Source organism: Acidovorax sp. NN32 (assembly GCF_057597245.1).
On sequence record NZ_CP199679.1, the window covers coordinates 3580001 to 3598362 of the forward strand.

At 59.2% G+C, this 18362-nt stretch carries 18 protein-coding genes; all 18 read right to left on the bottom strand.

The annotated features are described in order from the left end of the window. Window positions 1-12 precede the first annotated feature (12 nt). Complete coding sequence (locus ACT89O_RS16540; protein WP_487260613.1) at window positions 13-1161, bottom strand: ATP phosphoribosyltransferase regulatory subunit; 1149 nt, start codon at window positions 1159-1161, stop codon at window positions 13-15. Between the two features lie 90 nt (window positions 1162-1251). Then, window positions 1252-1434 carry a DUF2065 domain-containing protein gene (locus tag ACT89O_RS16545; RefSeq protein ID WP_121420594.1) on the bottom strand — a complete coding sequence of 61 codons (183 nt, stop codon included), beginning with the start codon at window positions 1432-1434 and terminating at the stop codon, window positions 1252-1254. A gap of 30 nt (window positions 1435-1464) precedes the next feature. Beyond that, window positions 1465-2373, bottom strand: coding sequence for a protease modulator HflC (gene hflC / locus ACT89O_RS16550; RefSeq protein ID WP_121420595.1), 909 nt, complete (start codon window positions 2371-2373; stop codon window positions 1465-1467). Window positions 2374-2382: 9 nt separating this feature from the next. Beyond that, entirely contained in the window at window positions 2383-3759 is a 1377-nt protein-coding gene (gene hflK / locus ACT89O_RS16555; protein WP_121420596.1) for an FtsH protease activity modulator HflK, read from the bottom strand. A 54-nt stretch (window positions 3760-3813) separates the two neighbouring features. Then, the gene (hflX, locus tag ACT89O_RS16560; RefSeq protein ID WP_487260614.1) at window positions 3814-4980 is read right to left on the bottom strand and encodes a GTPase HflX; all 1167 of its coding nucleotides are present in this window, start codon (window positions 4978-4980) and stop codon (window positions 3814-3816) included. 69 nt (window positions 4981-5049) lie between these two features. Continuing rightward, a complete protein-coding gene (gene hfq, locus ACT89O_RS16565; protein ID WP_010464175.1) occupies window positions 5050-5304 on the bottom strand; it encodes an RNA chaperone Hfq in 255 nt (84 codons plus the stop codon). 106 nt (window positions 5305-5410) lie between these two features. Further along, window positions 5411-6754 (bottom strand): ribosome biogenesis GTPase Der, encoded by a 1344-nt coding sequence (gene der / locus ACT89O_RS16570; protein WP_055398655.1) that lies wholly within the window; start codon window positions 6752-6754, stop codon window positions 5411-5413. Window positions 6755-6767: 13 nt separating this feature from the next. Continuing rightward, the gene (gene bamB / locus ACT89O_RS16575; protein ID WP_487260615.1) at window positions 6768-7898 is read right to left on the bottom strand and encodes an outer membrane protein assembly factor BamB; all 1131 of its coding nucleotides are present in this window, start codon (window positions 7896-7898) and stop codon (window positions 6768-6770) included. A 38-nt stretch (window positions 7899-7936) separates the two neighbouring features. Beyond that, window positions 7937-8623: a YfgM family protein gene (locus ACT89O_RS16580; RefSeq protein ID WP_487260616.1), complete on the bottom strand. Its 687-nt coding sequence runs from the start codon at window positions 8621-8623 to the stop codon at window positions 7937-7939. 15 nt (window positions 8624-8638) lie between these two features. Then, complete coding sequence (gene hisS / locus ACT89O_RS16585) at window positions 8639-9904, bottom strand: histidine--tRNA ligase (RefSeq protein ID WP_487262873.1); 1266 nt, start codon at window positions 9902-9904, stop codon at window positions 8639-8641. 155 nt (window positions 9905-10059) lie between these two features. Further along, window positions 10060-11322 carry a flavodoxin-dependent (E)-4-hydroxy-3-methylbut-2-enyl-diphosphate synthase gene (ispG, locus tag ACT89O_RS16590; protein ID WP_487260617.1) on the bottom strand — a complete coding sequence of 421 codons (1263 nt, stop codon included), beginning with the start codon at window positions 11320-11322 and terminating at the stop codon, window positions 10060-10062. A gap of 20 nt (window positions 11323-11342) precedes the next feature. After that, entirely contained in the window at window positions 11343-12182 is an 840-nt protein-coding gene (locus ACT89O_RS16595) for a RodZ domain-containing protein (protein WP_487256109.1), read from the bottom strand. A 64-nt stretch (window positions 12183-12246) separates the two neighbouring features. After that, window positions 12247-13080, bottom strand: coding sequence for a type IV pilus biogenesis/stability protein PilW (gene pilW, locus ACT89O_RS16600; protein WP_055398660.1), 834 nt, complete (start codon window positions 13078-13080; stop codon window positions 12247-12249). Window positions 13081-13116: 36 nt separating this feature from the next. Continuing rightward, complete coding sequence (rlmN, locus tag ACT89O_RS16605) at window positions 13117-14238, bottom strand: dual-specificity RNA methyltransferase RlmN (RefSeq protein ID WP_121505919.1); 1122 nt, start codon at window positions 14236-14238, stop codon at window positions 13117-13119. Window positions 14239-14325: 87 nt separating this feature from the next. Further along, on the bottom strand, window positions 14326-14751 hold the full coding sequence (gene ndk, locus ACT89O_RS16610) for a nucleoside-diphosphate kinase (RefSeq protein ID WP_008905954.1): 426 nt from the start codon (window positions 14749-14751) through the stop codon (window positions 14326-14328). A 90-nt stretch (window positions 14752-14841) separates the two neighbouring features. After that, a complete protein-coding gene (locus ACT89O_RS16615; protein WP_487260618.1) occupies window positions 14842-16431 on the bottom strand; it encodes a pseudouridine synthase in 1590 nt (529 codons plus the stop codon). Beyond that, entirely contained in the window at window positions 16431-17186 is a 756-nt protein-coding gene (scpB, locus tag ACT89O_RS16620; RefSeq protein ID WP_055398663.1) for an SMC-Scp complex subunit ScpB, read from the bottom strand. Before scpB ends, ACT89O_RS16615 begins: the two co-directional genes overlap by 1 nt. Window positions 17187-17332: 146 nt before the next feature. Further along, complete coding sequence (locus ACT89O_RS16625) at window positions 17333-18283, bottom strand: RluA family pseudouridine synthase (protein WP_487262874.1); 951 nt, start codon at window positions 18281-18283, stop codon at window positions 17333-17335. Between the last annotated feature and the right edge of the window lie 79 nt (window positions 18284-18362).

Here is an 18362-nt window from a genome sequence, read left to right on the forward strand (position 1 = left end):
ATTGTCAATTGCTCAAACAGCCTGCACGACCCAGCGGCCCGCAATCTGCACCAGTTCCCGATCACAGTGGAACTCGTCCACTTCGCTCTCATGCCCCGGCAAAACACAAACCACCGTCTCACCAGACGTGCGGAGTTCCGCGATGGCTGCATTCACTTCATCCGACTCTCCCCAGGGAGCACGGATAGCAGCTTTCAATGCCCGTGGAGAGACCACGCCCACAACCTGCTTGATATCCAGACTAAACCCCGCTGCGGGACGATTGCGGCCGAACACAGCCCCCACCTCGTCATAGCGGCCACCTCGAACGAGCGCATCGCTTGCACCCGGGGCATAGATCGCAAAACGTGCGCCGCTGTAGTAGGCATAGCCACGCAGATCGGCCAGATCAAAAGTGACAGCAGCTCCCTCAAGGCGGGATGCCAGCCAATCTAAATTTGATAGCACTTGAGATATGCCAGGAAAGCGCTGGAAGGCTTTTTGAGCCTCAATCAACACACCCTGGTCACCATAGAGCTGAAGCAACGCCAACAAACCCTCGCGCGACTCCAAAGGGAAATCTCGGGTCAATGCCGCGAGTTCAGCCGCGTCCTTGGCTGCCAGTGCCGCATGGATACCGCTCAACACCTGGGCATTCACGGACACGCCCGCCAGAAGATTGCGCACGATGCGCACATCCGCCAGATCAATCGTGGTGCCGGGCACATTGGCAATGCGCAAGCATTCCCGGGCGAGCTGCAACGCCTCAAGATCAGCCTCCAGCCCAGCATGTCCGAAGATTTCTGCGCCGAACTGGAGCGGCTCGCGGGTGGCATGCGGACGATCAGGCCGGGTATGCAACACTGGCCCGCAATAGCAGAGGCGAGTCACGCCCTTGCGATTGAGCAAATGCGCGTCAATTCGAGCGACCTGGGGGGTAGTGTCCGCTCGAAGCCCCATGGATCGCCCTGAGAGCTGGTCCACGAGCTTGAAGGTCTGGAGATCGAGGGCCTCTCCCGTACCTGTCAGCAGGGATTCAAGATGCTCCAGCAACGGGGGCATGACCAGCTCATAGCCGTAGCAGCGGGCTGTATCAAGCAGCCCGCGACGCAATTCTTCGATGTGCCGTGCTTCGGACGGCAAGACATCGGCAATGTGATCCGGAAGGACCCAAGCAGACATGGAAAAAAGGGGAGGCTGTTAAAACCGTGATTCTACCGGGAGCGGCGAAGAGCCCAGAGAGACTCCACCCGCTACCGGCTCTGGCGCTGTTCAGAACCAGAGCATCAACACGCCAGCAACGATTGCCAGCAAACCGAAAAACCGAATTTGGCCATCCTGCATCAGCGCAATCTGAGCGACTGCACGTCGCCAACTCTGAGGCGAAAGAAATGGCAGCAGTCCCTCAATCACCAGCACCAAGGCGAGCGCTGCCCAGAGGCTTTCCGAATCCACAGCGGCAGGATGTCGAAAATCAGCAGGGGACTACTTCCGGGGTGCTGCAGGCATAGCCGCAGAGTTTCCACCTCGGAATGTCTTGAAAAACTCTGATGACGAGGGGTCCAGAACCATTACATCGCTCTTCTTGTTGAAGCTGGATTTGTAGGCTTCCAGGCTCCGGTAGAACTGCGCAAACTGCGGGTCCCGCCCAAACGCATCGGCATAAATGCGCGCGGCTTCGGCGTCACCTTCGCCTTTGATCTTCTGAGCATCCCTGTAGGCATTGGCAATAGTGATCTCACGCTGGCGGTCTGCATCAGCACGAATTTTTTCACCTTCCGCCGCACCCGTAGAACGGAGTTCATTGGCCACGCGTTTGCGCTCGGCCTCCATGCGCCGATACACCGATTCCGTAATCGCCTCTACGTAGTCGACGCGGGTAATGCGAACATCGACAACATCCACACCCCACGGTTTGGCGCCGCGAACGGTCTCCAGCACTTCACGCTTCACATCCGCCATCAGCGCTTCCCGCTTCAGGGAAAGAAGCTCCTTGACGGTGCGCTTGTTGATTTCCTCCTGGAACGCATTGCGCACCACGCGATTGAGTTGCATCGCTCCGGCACTCTCATCCAGTCCAACGTTGCGGATGTACTCCGTTGGCTCGGAGATGCGCCACCGCACATACCAGTCGATGACCACCCGTTGCTTCTCCGCAGTCAACATGGGCTCCGTGTCACTGCTATCCAGTGTCAAAAGACGTTTGTCGATGTACGACACGTTTTGAAAAGGCGGGGGCAGCTTGAAATTCAAGCCTGGCTCTGTGATCACTTCCTTGATCTGCCCCAATGCGTAAAGCACACCAAACTGGCGCTGGTCCACCACAAAAAGCATGGAGCTCATCAGGGCCAGCACCACCAAGAGGGTAGATGCAATAAATCCGACTCTGTTCACGAGTTGCTCCTAGCGAGATTCACGATCGCGTGTGCGACTGCTGTCACGCGCGCGGGGGTCATTCGAAAAAGTGGTCGAAGGGGCTGCAGGGACTGCAACGGGGGCCGTCGTATTTGCAGCGGGAGCATCCGATGCCCCCCCTCCGCTGGCGACACTTTGCATGATCTTGTCCAGTGGCAAATACAACAGGTTAGAACCCTGCCGTGATTCAACCAGCACCTTGGTTACGTTGCCATAAATCTGCTGCATCGCCTCCAGATACATGCGGTCGCGGGTCACCTGTGGAGCCTTCTGATACTCTGCCAGAATCGAAGAAAACCGCTGGGCATCACCTTGTGCCTGGGCAACAATCCGAGCTTTGTAGGCTGCAGCTTCTTCGTTCAAGCGCGATGCGGACCCCACTGCACGTGGAATCACATCGTTGGCATAGGCTTGGGCTTCATTCTTGGCCCGCTCACGCTCCTGCCCCGCTTTGAGGACATCGTCAAAGGAGGCCTGCACCTGCTCAGGTGGACGGACACCACCTTGCTGCAGATTGATACCCACCACCTCGACACCTACCTTGTAGCGATCCAAGATGGTTTGCATGAGTGTGCGGACACGGGGAGCGATCTGATCACGCTCTTCGGCCAATGCCGTATCCATGCGCATCTTCCCGACCACCTCCCGAACTGCCGTCTCCGCAGCTTGCACCACCGCATCCGAAGGGTTCTTGCTTTCAAACAGCCACGCGCGGGCGTCACTCAAACGGTACTGGACCGCGAACTTGATCTCGACGATATTCTCATCTTCCGTGAGCATGGCCGACTCACGCAGACCGGTGCTCTTGATGATGCTGTCTCGCCCCACATCGGCAGACCGAATCTGGGTGACAAATACCAGTTCGTGGCGCTCGATGGGGTAAGGCAAACGCCAATTAAAACCTGCACCCACGGTGCTTTTGTACTTGCCGAACTGGGTAATGACCGCCTGCTGACCTTCCTGAACAATAAAAAATCCTGTTCCCATCCAGATCACAAAGACGATCCCAGCGATCAGCCCCACGCCCACACCAGCGCTCTTCATATCTGGCTGGAAGCCCCCCCCCGAACTACCACCGTTGCCCGGACCACGGCCACCGCCGTTCTTGGAGCCAAAAAAACCTCCGAGCTTCTTGTTGAGGTCGCGCCAAAGTTCATCAAGGTCGGGCGGCTGTCCATTGCTAGGCCGCTGATCGCCGCCCCGATTTCCGGCTGGAGGAGGCGCAGCAGGACGCTCCTCCGGACGTGAACCGTCGTCTGCCTTGTTATCGTCGCCGCGCCCCCACCGAGGGTCATTCAGATTGAACATGCCCCGAATACGTTCTGGCAGCGAAGCCCAGCGTAGGGTGCGATTTTGAAAATTCATGCGCAAAGTCTCTGGTTCTCTGGATGGCATTGGTAATGCTGGCATTGTGCCCAATCAGGGCGCGGCCCCTGGCAATTCAATGGCGGCATCAGGGGTCATGCATTTTTGAGCGGCAAGTACCCTTAGCGAGAGCGCATGGCGCAGGGCATCCAACCCCTCACCAGAACGAGCACTCACGAACAAGCGCGGGAAGACATGCCCATCCACGTCGTACTGGTCTTCAAGAAGCGGGGGGCGCTGCTCAGCCTGTAGAGAATCCAACTTGTTGAACACAAGTATCTGGGGGATGTCAGCTGCACCAATCTCGTTCAAGACCTTTTGAACCTGAGCCATTTGTTCAGGAAAGCCCGGATTGGAGGCATCCACTACGTGGAGTAAAAGGTCCGCATCAATGGCCTCTTGCAACGTTGCCTGGAATGCATCCACCAAGCCATGAGGAAGGTCCCGAATAAACCCTACGGTATCCGAGAGGGATACCGATCGCCCAGCATCGCCCAAATAGAGTTGCCGTGTTGTGGTGTCCAGTGTTGCAAACAATTGGTCTGCAGCGTAGGCGCGAGCCTTCACCAGCGCATTAAAGAGCGTGGACTTACCAGCGTTGGTGTACCCCACCAATGAAATATTGAACGTATCGCGTCGCTCACGCTGCCTTCTCTGGGTGGTCCGCTGGCGCTTGACCTTCACGAGGCGCTCACGCGTGCGCTTGACAGCGTCGCCAATCATCCGACGATCCAGTTCAATCTGTTTTTCACCCGGGCCGCCGCGCGCACCAATGCCCCCTGTCTGGCGCTCGAGATGCGACCAGCGGCGCACAAGGCGGGTGCTGAGATACTGCAATCTTGCCAACTCCACCTGGAGTTTGCCCTCGTGGCTGCGGGCACGTTGCGCGAAGATTTCCAAGATCAACAACGTTCGGTCATTGACTGGAAGCTCAAGGTGACGCTCCAGGTTTCGCTGCTGCGCCGGACTGAGAGACTGATCGAACAAGACTTCCGCCGCGCCATGCATTTGTGCCAACGTACGGATTTCATCCGCCTTGCCACTACCAATAAACAAGGCCGCATCCGGTGCCTTGCGTTTGCACGTCAAGCGGGCGACAGGCTTCATACCCGCTGTCTGCGCAAGCAATCCCAATTCTTCGAGATCGCCGTCGAAGTGAGGAAGACCAAAATCAACCCCAACCAGAAGCACCGGGGTGCCATCTCCCGACGAAACGGTCATCGATTGCAAAGTAGATTGCCCCCTCGCCCGAACAGGGCAAGACGCGAAAACGACAACACAAACAACAACTTAAGCGTTGTTGCTATCTGCATCAGAAGTGTCGGCAGTAGAGAAGTTGACCGCGCGGCCCGGCACGATGGTGGAAATGGCATGCTTGTAGACCATCTGGGTGACTGTATTGCGCAGCAACACCACGTACTGATCAAACGATTCGATCTGCCCCTGCAGTTTGATTCCGTTCACGAGATAGATGGAAACAGGAACATGCTCCCGACGCAAAGCGTTGAGGAAGGGGTCTTGCAAAAGCTGGCCTTTGTTGCTCACGATATTCTCCGTGTTCAAAAATGTTGTTGTAAACCAGCACCTTACCACAGCACGGAGCACAACCCCGCCTCAGGATACATGGCCCTTTGGGAATCCAGCCTTTGACTTAGGCTTCCTCTTTATCAGCGAAAGGGTTGTGCGATGTCTTCATCTCTATCCGGAGCGGTGTACCCACCAAGTCGAATTCTTTGCGGAAGCGGCCCTCCAGAAAGCGCTTGTAGGCATCTGTGACGTGTTCCAACGAATTACCATGGATGATGATCACCGGGGGATTCATGCCTCCCTGATGGGCATATCGCATCTTTGGCCGGAACATGCCTGCGCGTTTCGGACTCTGAAATTGAACAGCTTCTAGCAACAGGCGCGTCAATATCGGCGTTGACATCTTGCAGGTTGCCGCCTTGTGGGCTTGGGCAATCGATGCCCACACCGGCCCCAAACCCTGCCGTTTTTTTGCAGAAATGAAATGCAAGGACGCAAATTTCAGAAATGCGAGCCGGGTCTCGATAGACCGCTCCAGCAACTGACGCTGGTAGTCATCAACGGCATCCCACTTGTTAACCGCAACAACCACGGCTCTCCCGCTCTCCAAGATGTACCCCGCAATGTGCGCATCCTGATCAGTGACACCCTGGGTAGCGTCGAGCAACAGCAGCACCACATTGGCCGATTCGATGGCTTGGAGCGTCTTGACGACCGAGAATTTCTCTATCGCCTCGAAAACTTTTCCCTTGCGGCGCAATCCCGCCGTATCCACCAATTCAAAGCGCTGCCCATTGCGTTCGAAGGGTACCGTGATCGCATCACGGGTCGTTCCCGGCATATCAAACGCAACCAGACGCTCTTCGCCGAGCCAGGTGTTGATCAGCGTCGATTTGCCAACATTCGGCCGACCTGCCACAGCAAGTTTGATGATGCCTTTGTCAGATTCAACATCAGAGTCGTCAGGGTCAGGAAGCTGAAGCGGCTCCAGCGCAATCTCCACCAGGCTTCGGATACCCTGCCCATGGGCAGCAGACACAGGGTAAACCTCGCCCAGACCCAGCTCATAGAACTCGGCGAGTTGCACGCCTTCCAGCATGCCTTCTGCCTTGTTGGCAACAAGTACACAAGGTTTACCAAGGCGGCGCAAGTAATTCGCGATGTCATGGTCTTGCGCAGATACACCTGCGCGCGCATCCACCACAAAAATGACCACATCAGCTTCGGCAACGGCCTGCTGCGTCTGCTTGGCCATTTCCTTGTAAATTCCGCTCGATGCATCAGGCTCAAAACCGCCGGTATCGATAACGATGTACTCGTGCTTGCCCTGCTTGCCATTGCCGTAATGCCGGTCACGCGTAAGCCCTGCAAAGTCCGCAACAATGGCGTCGCGGGACTTGGTCAGGCGGTTGAAGAGCGTGGACTTGCCGACATTCGGACGCCCCACGAGGGCGATAACTGGCTTCATTAAATAAAATCCATCAATCTGGACGGAATCCGTAGACACCACCATTGCGAGTAACCACCACCAACGTATCTGCGGCCACAGCGGGTGCTGCGGCGATGCCAGATCCGTCCGTGGCGATGCGGTTGAGCGGAGAACCATCCGTGCGGGATAGCAGGTGAACGAGGCCTGTGTCGTCCCCGACTACGACGGAGCGGCCCAACAACAAGGGCGCCGTCAGTTTGCGGTGTTTGAGCCTGTCGGTGGCCCACAGACGCGAACCATCGCTGCGACGCCACGCCATGACCGTGCCATTGCCCTCAGCACCGAACAGAGCCTCCCCGTCTCCATGCACGCCATCGGCACCACTGGCGGGTTGCGTCCAAGTCACTGCGCCTCTGGCAGCATTGACACAACCCACAGCCGTCTGGAAGGCACGTGCACAGATGGAATCACCTACTCTGCTGGTACGCCCAACCAACTCCACCAGTCTCTCAACATCGTTGGTTCCCCGCGCACTTGCCAAAGGAGCCTCCCAACGAACGCTGCCATTGTCTGGATTCAGACCTACAACACGGCCGGAAAACCCCGCAACCAAGGTATCACCAACAGCCAGCAAAACGCCCGCCTGGCGTAAAACCAGAGGCTCACCGGGGCGCTGCTGACTCCAGAGTTTGCGGCCCGACACCGCATCAAATGCCGCCAAAGAACGATCGGCCGAAAGCACAAATACGCGTCCACCCGCAACGAGAGGGGGGGTGAATACTTGCGCAGCCAATGATTGGCGCCACCGCTCGCGGCCAGCATCCAGAACGATCAAGGTGTTGCTGCGGGAAACAACCGCAGCCGATTTTCCGTCGCTACCTACCCCCGCAGACAAAGGCTCTGAAAGCGCTACACGCCAAACGTCGCCACCGGTTCGGGCATCGATGGCCGCCACAACCCCGTCGGAGGAGGCAACAGTCACCACATTGCCTGCGGAATGGACATCAAGCGGCAATCCAGCAACGCTGCCAATGCGCGCAGTCCAAGCCTGCCGCACACCCAGCACCGCAACATTGGCCCCCAGATCTGCCGGCATCGGCTTGGAGCTCCCGCTGTTCCACAGCGAGCATCCAGCCAATGTGACAACCAGAACCGCTGAAGAAATGCACCGCAGGCCGAACATTCTGCCCTTTGCGCCGTCTCCACATATGAATGCCATGGCTATTTCACCCCATCAATGGATCCGGCGGCAGCTACTGCAACACCTTGTGGAGAAACACCCAGAGCACCGAGCTTTACCTCCACAAGACGACGGTACTCCACCCCCTCCTCGAAGGACTTATAGGCCTTGGAATACTCCGCAATAGCTTCCGCACGCTTATCCTGCAGTAGATAAATGTCTCCCTTGCGATCCGCAAAGACCGCTTCAAACTCCAAAGGAGCGCTTCCAGACAACTGCTTGAGGGCGTCGTCGTAGTTTTTTTGATCCATCAGCACGCTGGCCAAGCGGACCTTGGCCAATGCCTTGAGACCATCATCTCCCGACTGCGCAGCCACCCAGGCAAGCGCCTCCTTGGCGCCATCAGCATTGCCTGCCTCAACCATGGTCTTGGCCAATGCAAGCCCCGCCTGACTGGCCTGGGTCGTGCCCGCATACTTGCCCTTGAGGTCGGCAAACGCCTGAGCCATGCGCGCCTGGTCACCCGCTCGGGCAGCCACGTCTACAGCATCGTAGAGCGCTGCGGCCTGGCTTGCCTGCCGGTTCTGCCAATACTGGTATCCGTTCCAGGCGACCAAGGAGCCTGCCACCAAAATCAGCACGGAGCTGATGAGGGTGCCCCAGGTGTTCCAGAAATGCTTGAGCTGATCAAGCTGCTCTTGTTCTTCGAGATCAAGGTGATTTGCCATGGCAATGTGTTCTGTTTAGCGGTTGGATTGTAGGTTGGAGGCCCAATCGGCCAGGGAATCTAGCGGATGGTCAGCCTGTGCACCCACACCATCGCGCAATGACTTGACGACAACCATCCCCCGGGACAGCTCATCCTCCCCAAAGACCAGCGCGTGCTGCGCGCCACTCCCATCTGCCTTCTTGAATTGGGATTTCATGCTGCCCATACCTTCGCCCCCTGCAGGCGCAGCATGCATCTGCACACTGAGGCCCAACTGTCGCAGGCGCTCGATGGTGGTCACAGCCACGGGCAGCGCCGCCACAGAGGGGATCACGGCATAGACATCAGGTACAAGGGCTGGGACCGTGCTGGTCTGCTCCTTGAGCAGTTCAAGCACACGCTCAACCCCAAGCGCCCAACCCACCGCCGGGGCCGCCTTGCCACCGATCTGCTCTATCAGGTAGTCGTAGCGACCACCACCGCAAATGGTGCCCTGCGACCCCAGCTGATCAGTGACAAACTCAAAGACCGTAAGGTTGTAGTAGTCCATGCCCCGAACCAGCCGGGGGTTCACGGTCCAGGCCACACCGTTGGCGCTCAGAATGGACTTCACAGCATCAAAGTGCGCGAGCGACTTTGGCCCCAGAAAATCAATCAATCGAGGCGCAGCCTCCACCACGGCCTGCATAGCGGGGTTCTTGGTATCCAGAATGCGCAACGGATTGCTATGCAAACGCCGACGCGCCTCCTCATCCAGCACCTCGACATGCTGTTCCAGGTACGAAATCAGCGCCGCTCGATGCGCCTTGCGTTCATGCGGTTCACCCAGGCTGTTCAGTTCCAGGCGCACGTTCTGCAACCCCAGTTCGCGCCACAGCGAGTGGGCCAGAAGAATCAACTCCGCATCGACCTCCGCACCAGGAAAGCCGAGCGCTTCAGCGCCAATCTGGTGAAATTGGCGATACCGCCCGCGCTGCGGACGCTCATGGCGGAACATGGGCCCCATGTAGTAGAGCCGCTTGCCTCCGTCATACAGCATGGAATGCTCAGCGACTGCGCGAACCACCCCTGCAGTCGCTTCGGGACGCAAAGTGAGATGCTCGCCATTGAGACGATCCTCAAATGAGTACATCTCTTTTTCGACGATGTCCGTGACCTCACCGAGGCCACGAACAAACAGCGCCGTGGGCTCAACAATCGGCGTACGGATGTTGCGATAGGCATATCGAGCCATAAGGGTGCGGACCTTGGACTCCAGCCACTCCCATCGGGCGGATTCAGGAGGCAGGATATCGTTCATGCCTTTCACGGCCACCAGCTTTTCCGGCTTGGTCGACGAAGCGCTTTTTTCGTTACTCACAACTGTTCTTTTCTCTATCTGGCAACTATTCGAAGGACATCACCCACCATCTCAAGATAGCGGCTTAGTATCAATCAGGGTAAGGCGAGCAACGCTCAGGACAAAGTCACAGCGGCGGCGCCAAAACGCTTTTCGATGTACTGCTCGACAATTTGGTGGAATTCATGGGCGATGTTGTCACCCCGCAGCGTCATCGCCTTCTCGCCATCAATGAACACAGGGGCTGCTGGCGCCTCCCCCGTACCAGGCAGGCTGATGCCGATGTCCGCGTGCTTGCTCTCACCAGGCCCATTGACAATGCATCCCATCACCGCAACACGCAAGTTTTCGACGCCAGGATAGCGAACGCGCCATACAGGCATCTGGGCACGCAGAAAATCATCAATCTGCTTGGCGAGGTCCTGGAACGTGGTGCTGGTAGTGCGACCACAGCCAGGACACGCCGTGACACTGGGAACAAATACACGCAAGCCCAGAGCCTGCAGTATTTCGGAGGCCACCACCACCTCCTGTGTGCGCGCTTCACCGGGCTGTGGCGTCAGAGACACGCGAATGGTGTCACCAATACCCTCCTGCAGCAACACAGACAACGCAGCAGCCGACGCTACTGTGCCTTTGGTTCCCATGCCTGCTTCCGTGAGTCCCAGGTGCAAAGGGTAGTCGCAGCGGCGTGCCAGTTCACGGTACACAGAAATCAGGTCCTGCACACCGCTGACTTTGCAGGACAAGATGATTTGGTTGCCATCAAGGCCCATTTCTTCGGCCCGGCGCGCAGATTCAATGGCCGAGGTAATCAACGCCTCGTACATCACCTGGCGTGCTTCCCAAGGAGTAGCACGGCGGCTGTTGGCATCCATCAAATCAACCAGCAAGTCCTGGTCAAGACTGCCCCAATTCACACCAATACGCACGGCTTTGTTCCAGCGAATGGCTGCATCGATCATCTGGCCGAACTGCCGATCCCTCTTGTCGCCCTTGCCGACGTTGCCGGGATTGATGCGGTACTTGGAGAGCGCCTGTGCGCACTCAGGAAAATCCGTAAGAAGCCGGTGCCCGTTGTAGTGAAAGTCCCCCACCAAGGGGACGCTTTCTCCCATACGGTCCAATTGTTCACGAATGTAGGGTACTGCCGCTGCGGCCTCAGGGGTGTTCACCGTGATCCGGACGAACTCCGAGCCGGCCTGCGCCAGTTCCTTGACCTGAATGGCCGTGCCAATGGCATCCACGGTGTCTGTGTTGGTCATGGACTGCACTCGCACCGGAGCATCCCCGCCCACGGTCACCACGCGCGATCCCCACACAATCCTGGCTTGGCGGGACCGTCGTGGCAAGGGGGACGCCACCGCAATGGGCTCCATCTCACAAGGTAACCGTTCCATTATTTCACCTCGAAGCGAGCTACGTTCTCACGGGACACAGGCGTCAAGTCAAAAGGCTTTCCGCGCACGAATACCTCTGTCACGTCGGCACGACCAATCACCACGGCCAGCGGCATTTGGCCTGCGACAGACACCGACTCACCCGCCGCAAGATTCCTTTGCAACGCCACGGTGCCTGCGGAATCACGCACCTGCACCCAGGATTCGCTGCGCGCGCGCAGCACCAATGCCCCGGCCGGTGGCGTTGTAGCGCTTGCCGCCTCCACTGGGGCTGACGCAGCGTTGTTAGTAGCGGCAGCCGCAACGGCGGGAGCCGCGTCTGTGCGACCTGCCACTGACGGCAGAGAAACGTCGGGGATGCGCTGGGCAGCAGCGGGGATTGCATCCGACGCACCCGTGACAGCAGGGGCGGCCTGCTGCTCGACCACATTGGCCGGCGGTTGGATCGATGCGGGGGCAACAAGCGAGCTCGTTACACCGTCCTGCTGCCTGGGGAAAAAGACCAGAATCAGTGCCCCCACCAGCAGCGCCAAAACCACCACCGTTACGGACCGTGAGGTAGACCCGGAGGAAAAGGAAGCCGATGAGGAAGACGATTTCCCGATACTGCCTTTCACCGGAGCGTTCAATCCCGCACTGTCTGTAGCCAAGCGAGGGCTTTTACTTTGTGGCAACAGCGACAGAATGGGGGCTGGGTCCAACTTGAGCGTTCTGCACATGCTGGAGGCAAGCGCACGCACAAACACTGTATCGGGCAAGGCCTCATAGTTATCCGCCTCCAGCGCCTCCAGCTTGCTGACTGGCACTTTCAGTGCCACAGCCAAGGCAGCGATGTGCATACCAGACGCTTGTCGCGCCTCCCTCAGCAAACTACCCGCTGTCACCCCACCACTTTCCAAAACCTCACTCATTGAAAGCCCCACGCTCGTATGCACCCAACTCCCGTGAGTCCGGGAAACGCTTGCGCAACTGGTCAGCCAGTTGCTTCATGGCCACGGAATCACCCAAAGCGCGCTCAACCTTGATCCCCAGCCACAACGACTCGGAATTGGCGTACTGGCTGTTGTTGAGCCTCCGGATATAGAACTGAGACCGGGTCAATTCATTGCGACGCAACAAAAGTGCCGCGAGGTGATAACCGACCACAGGGTTTGCCGCATCCAGTTCATAAGCTTTCAGCAGCGACTGCTCGGCCTCCGCAAACTGGCCAGCGCCTGATTGGCACAGGCCTTGGGCCATCAAGGTCTTGCTGCGTGCTGTGTATGCAGGATTTGCGAGAGCCCGACCAAAGTGCTGATTCGCCTCGGCGTACTTTTGCTGCTGGCACAACAACCAACCGTAGTTGTGCAGCAGATTGGGATCCCCGCCCCGCAGCGCCAATGCTCGGCGAAAACTGTCGTCCGCCTGGGCAAAATCGCTCAACCTCATGTAGATGAGGCCACGAAGATTGAAGGCATCGGCGTAGGTGGGATCAGCTGCCAGCGCCTGCTTGACTTCATCGAGCGCCACGGCTGTCTGACCATTCTCAAAATAGTTGGAAGCAAGCTCCAGACGGATACGGGCGCGGCGCCGCGTCTCTGGCTCATCAGAGGGGGTGATCATTCCCGCGTTGGCGTCGGCGGTCGGCATGCCGCTATTGGTTGCACACCCTTGAAGCGCAGCCACGCAGGCCACCACGCCACATGCCGTGAGAGTCCAGCGGCCCCATTGCTGCCAGCGTCCAACCAATCTCACCATGTAGAGCCTCCTTGAAGTATGCCGATTGCTTGTTGATCAAGTCACCGGTTTGAGCACGATTGTCCGCTGCTTTGCCATGCGCTCGGCAGCCCTTGTGCGGTCCTTGACATCGCCTGCGAGCTGACCGCACGCAGCGTCGATATCATCTCCGCGGGTCTTGCGCACGGTCGTGACGATACCCGCTTCGCTCAAGACTTTGGCGAAAGCCAGCACCTGATTTTGTGGCGAACGCAACAGCCCTGACGCGGGAAACGGATTGAAAGGAATCAGGTTGAATTTGCAGCGCACACCCACACCACGGGCGGGCTTGACAAGTTCGATCAGCTGCCGTGCGTGCTCAACCTGGTCATTGACACCATCGAGCATGCAGTATTCAAACGTAATGAAGTCGCGCGGCGCATGCGCCAGATATCGATTGCAGGCAGCCAGCAATTCTTCAATGGGATACTTGCGGTTCAGCGGCACCAGGTTGTCGCGCAAGGGGTCATTCGGCGCATGCAGAGACACCGCGAGAGCCACAGGACAATCCACGGACAAGCGGTCCATCATCGGAACCACACCCGACGTTGAAACGGTGACCCGCCTGCGTGACAAACCATACCCATGGTCGTCCAGCATGACGCGCAAGGCCGGAACGAGGGCCGAGTAGTTCTGCAGCGGCTCCCCCATCCCCATCATCACCACGTTCGAAATGACGCGGTCCTCAGATTGGAGGCGCTGGCGCAGGGAATGCTCAGCAAACCAAAGCTGTGCAACGATCTCCCCTGTGGTGAGATTTCTGCTGAAGCCCTGGTGCCCCGTGGAACAGAAGCGGCAACCCACAGCGCAGCCAGCCTGCGAGGATATACACAGGGTTCCGCGATCATCTTCGGGAATAAAAACCGCCTCGACCGCATTGCCATCCCCCACGTCAAACAGCCACTTGACCGTGCCGTCTGAGGAGACATGTTCGGAGATGACGGGCAAGGCCTCGACGCGAGCACAGCCCTTGAGCTTGTCGCGCAAGGCCTTTGCCAGATCACTCATGGCGTCAAAGTCACTGGCGCCGCGCTGATGAATCCAGCGAAACAACTGCGTGGCGCGAAACCGCTTTTCACCCAACTGCTGGCAGAAAGCCGCCAGACCGTCGAGATCAAATTCCAAAAGATTGGTGGTCACTGCGCCCTCCCCGGGGTGGGCCGAACGCAGTCGTCCCCATGGCGCAGGTATCCCACGTGTGCGGGAACAGGCATGGGGACACCCATATCAGCGCGAGTAAATGTTCAGGCCAGGGAAGAAGAAAGCCACTTCTGCCTGGGCGGTTTCCGCAGCGTCGGAGCCATGCACTGCATTGGCATCGATGCTGTCAGCGAAGTCGGCGCGGATAGTGCCGGCTTCTGCCTTCTTGGGGTCCGTGGCGCCCATGAGTTCGCGGTTTTTCAGAATCGCGTTTTCACCTTCCAGGGCCTGGATCATCACAGGACCGGAGATCATGAAATCCACCAGATCCTTGAAGAAAGGACGCTCTTTGTGCACAGCGTAGAACTGCTCGGCCTCCAGGCGCGATAGGTGAGCCATACGTGCAGCCACGACCTTGAGACCAGCCGCTTCGAAGCGTGCATAGATCTGACCGATGACGTTCTTTGCCACTGCGTCGGGCTTGATGATGGAGAGAGTGCGTTCGATTGCCATATTGATTTCCTGAATTGATGTTGCTGTGATTCGTTTGTCCACCGGACAAAGCCCTCGATTCTAACCGGGGAGCCCGGGGCAGCACAGCGCCTAGCGCCCGCCCCCGCCCCGACGTGGACCTCCGCCACCAGGGCGGCGTTTGTCCTGGCGATGCCGCGAGAGACTGTCCATGCCGATATAGCCCACCGATGTTTTCATCGGATCGGGCTGCGCCGCGCCGCGCGGGCGGTCTCCACCACCTGCATTGTTGCCACGGTCGAACCCTTGCCCCCCATCACGGCGGGGTTTCTGCCCTCGGGGACCACCGGGCGCACCCTGCGACATGTCGCGACGCGGCCCGTCGCCCACGCGGGGACCATTGCGCCCCCGGTTGCGCTTGTTGCCACCCCGTCCGCCGCCAGCGCCCGACCCGTCATCCGAACGAGCTTCCGCTGCTTCCGGACGCCCGGCGCCCGCCGCCTGCACCAGAGCCCGGATGTCGCCCTCATCCAGTTCCAGCCAGGCACCGCGCTTGAGACCCCGTGGCAGCACCATGGCACCGTAACGGATGCGGATCAACCGACTGACCGCATGGCCCACAGATTCGAGCATGCGGCGCACCTCGCGATTGCGCCCTTCGGAAATGGTGACCCGGTACCAGCAATTGGAACCTTCGCCTCCACCATCTTCGATGGAACCAAACGACGCCATGCCATCGTCCAGGCGCACGCCATCGAGCAGCTTCTGCTTTTCCTCATTGCTGAGGGCGCCGAGCACACGCACAGCGTATTCACGCTCCAGCCCAAAACGAGGATGCATGAGCTTGTTGGCCAGCTCTCCCGAGCTGGTGAACAGCAGCAGGCCTTCGGTATTCAGATCCAGGCGCCCTACCGACTGCCACTTGCCCTGCATGAGCCGGGGCAGCTTGCGAAAGACGGTGGGCCGGTTCTGGGGATCGTCATGGGTCACCACCTCCCCCACAGGCTTGTGGTAAGCAATCACCCGCGCTGGCGGCGGGTCTATGCGGTAGCGGATGGGTTTGCCATTAACCTTGACCTGATCGCCGAACTGGATGCGCTGGCCGATGTGGGCTGGCTCGTTGTTGACGGAGATGCGCCCTTCCAGAATGAGTTGCTCCATCTCCAGGCGCGAGCCAAGTCCCGCCTGCGCCAGCACCTTGTGAAGCTTGGGGGTTTCCACCTGGGGCAGAAGCACCCGCTTAGCGGGAACCATCTCTGCGGAGGCATCATCCTCATCGAAGCGCCCCGACACCACATCTTCAAACTGGTATCCCTGAACCGCAGGAGCACCTGCCTTGCGCTTGTCGCGCCCTGCGCCGTCGAGGCGCGGCTGCCGAGCCCGCCCGTCCCCACGATTCTGGCGCTCGCCATGGCGAGGTTCGGGGGTGGCGTCAGACGCCTCCGCCTCTGCCTCGGGAATTGCAGGCTCATGCGCAACCACAGGAACGACCGGCACATCCTGCTGGCTCAACCCATGCGGCAACGCCCCGGCCAGGGCAGGTGCCTCAGCAGCATCCAAAACGCGCACGTCCACAGCATCCTGCACTTCCACGGCTTGCGCCGGCTCGACTTTTTTCTTGCGCGGGGCACGTTTGACAGCGGCTTTTTTGGGCGCTGCGGCTGTCGCTGAAGGATCAGCATCCGGCAGATCGGCCGGGATTTCGGGGGTCGAATCGTTCATCAAGTATTTCCCTGGATACCACCCGGGGTATCGGCATCGTCATCACGGAGATCCGTCTCCGCACTCTGAAAAAAATCATCCACACGCAGCAACTGCCCACTGGCGGCAACAGCCTCCAAAGACTCTGATGGCTGACTATCCATCGCCACAGCCAGCAGTTCAGCCTCGGCCTCAGGCGTTGATTCCGGCTCTATCACTCCTTGCGCTGCAGCGGCCATTGCTTCCAGCACATTCGCATTGCCTGAGGGGTCGTCAAGCACCGGCAATTGGTCCAACGACTGCAAACCCATGTCATCCAAGAACTGCCGGGTGGTTGCAAACAGCGCGGGGCGCCCCACCGTTTCCCGGTGACCAATGACCTCGACCCAGCCCCGGTCTTCCAACTGCTTGACGATCAGGCTATTGACCGTTACCCCCCGGATGTCCTCGATGTCGCCGCGCGTTACCGGCTGGCGATACGCAATGATCGCGAGTGTCTCCATGGTGGCCCTCGAATAGCGCGGAGGCTTTTCGGGGTGCAGCCTGTCGAGGTATTCACGCATTTCGGGACGGCTCTGAAAACGCCAGCCCGTGGCCACCTGCACCAGCTCTACACCCCGCTGCGTCCATTCAAGCTGCAACTCCTGCAACAGCAACTTGAGCGTGTCCGACCCCAGAGCGTCATTGAAAAGCACCCGCAGCTCGCGCAGGGGCACAGGCTGCTGCGCGCAGATCAGCGCAGTTTCGAGGACCCGTTTGGCATCCACCGTGTTCATGGTTCAGCGATTCCTGGAAAAGTGCCACGCGTTGCAACGGGTGGCACATCAACAGCAGGGGCAATCAATGGCGCGCTGTGCAAGGGCGCTGGCGCGACGCAGAAGCCCGGCGGGATTCCGTCTTCGGGCTGGGGCCAGTCTGGCCGTCAGGGCGCATTGTAGCCCAGCCCCCACAAGGAGAGGGCTTGGCGCATGTCTTCGGGTACAGGAGCATGGAATTCCAGCGCCTGGCCCGTGACGGGATGCACAAAGGCCAGGCGGTAGGCATGAAGGGCCTGGCGCTGCATCGCCCCGAGCGGAGCTCCCCCATAGAGGCTGTCCCCCACCAGCGGGTGCTTCAGAGATGCCATGTGCACCCGGATCTGGTGGGTGCGTCCCGTGTGCAGGGTGCATTGCACCCAGCAACCGTCATCCGTACCAGCCAGGCAGCGGATATCGGTCCGTGCCAGCTTGCCAGCATGGAGTGCCAAGTCCACCACCGCCATGCGCAGGCGGTTGCGTGGATCCCGGCCGATGGGAGCATCCACCGTTCGCGTCTTGGGACCCGACCAGGCGCCGTGGGCCATGGCCAAATACTGGCGCTGTACCTTGCGCTCCGCAATCAGTGCAACCAACGCGTCCATGGTGGCACGATCACGGGCAACCACCATCAAGCCACTCGTATCCTTGTCGAGCCGGTGCACGATGCCAGCGCGTGGCACGGTCAATGCCTTGTCGTCGCGGGCGAGCAAGCCGTTGAGCAAGGTGCCACTCCAGTTCCCCGGCGCGGGGTGGACCACCAGACCAGCGGGCTTGTTCACCACCAGCAGATGCGCATCCTCATGGACGACCTCAATGTGCATGGGCTCGGGCCGAAACGCCTGGCTCTGCAGCGTGGGCCGCATTTCCAGCACCACCTGATCGCCCACCTTCACCCGGGTCGCCGACTTCGTGACCGGTTTGCCATTGAGACTGACCAACCCCTGCACCAGCAATTGCTGCAGATAGCTGCGGGAGAACTCGGGCACCAGATCGGCCAGCGCCTTATCCAGCCGGGCGGCGTGCTGCCCGGCGCCGATCTGCGTGGAGCGAAGCTCGCTCCCGGATTCGTCCGCCAGTCCTTCAGACTCCTCGCTCAGCAAGTCATCTGCGGCTCCGGCCGGTTCATCCGCACTGCCAGATCCGTCCAGAGGCGGT

Excerpts from the sequence above, each read along its gene's own strand:
- ACT89O_RS16540 (WP_487260613.1), bottom strand. The coding sequence starts at position 1,161 with ATGTCTGCTTGGGTCCTTCCGGATCACATTGCCGATGTCTTGCCGTCC.
- hflK (WP_121420596.1), bottom strand. The coding sequence starts at position 3,759 with ATGAATTTTCAAAATCGCACCCTACGCTGGGCTTCGCTGCCAGAACGT.
- hflX (WP_487260614.1), bottom strand. The coding sequence starts at position 4,980 with ATGACCGTTTCGTCGGGAGATGGCACCCCGGTGCTTCTGGTTGGGGTT.
- der (WP_055398655.1), bottom strand. The coding sequence starts at position 6,754 with ATGAAGCCAGTTATCGCCCTCGTGGGGCGTCCGAATGTCGGCAAGTCC.
- bamB (WP_487260615.1), bottom strand. The coding sequence starts at position 7,898 with ATGTTCGGCCTGCGGTGCATTTCTTCAGCGGTTCTGGTTGTCACATTG.
- ACT89O_RS16580 (WP_487260616.1), bottom strand. The coding sequence starts at position 8,623 with ATGGCAAATCACCTTGATCTCGAAGAACAAGAGCAGCTTGATCAGCTC.
- hisS (WP_487262873.1), bottom strand. The coding sequence starts at position 9,904 with ATGAACGATATCCTGCCTCCTGAATCCGCCCGATGGGAGTGGCTGGAG.
- ispG (WP_487260617.1), bottom strand. The coding sequence starts at position 11,322 with ATGGAGCCCATTGCGGTGGCGTCCCCCTTGCCACGACGGTCCCGCCAA.
- ACT89O_RS16595 (WP_487256109.1), bottom strand. The coding sequence starts at position 12,182 with ATGCACATCGCTGCCTTGGCTGTGGCACTGAAAGTGCCAGTCAGCAAG.
- pilW (WP_055398660.1), bottom strand. The coding sequence starts at position 13,080 with ATGGTGAGATTGGTTGGACGCTGGCAGCAATGGGGCCGCTGGACTCTC.
- ndk (WP_008905954.1), bottom strand. The coding sequence starts at position 14,751 with ATGGCAATCGAACGCACTCTCTCCATCATCAAGCCCGACGCAGTGGCA.
- ACT89O_RS16615 (WP_487260618.1), bottom strand. The coding sequence starts at position 16,431 with ATGAACGATTCGACCCCCGAAATCCCGGCCGATCTGCCGGATGCTGAT.
- scpB (WP_055398663.1), bottom strand. The coding sequence starts at position 17,186 with ATGAACACGGTGGATGCCAAACGGGTCCTCGAAACTGCGCTGATCTGC.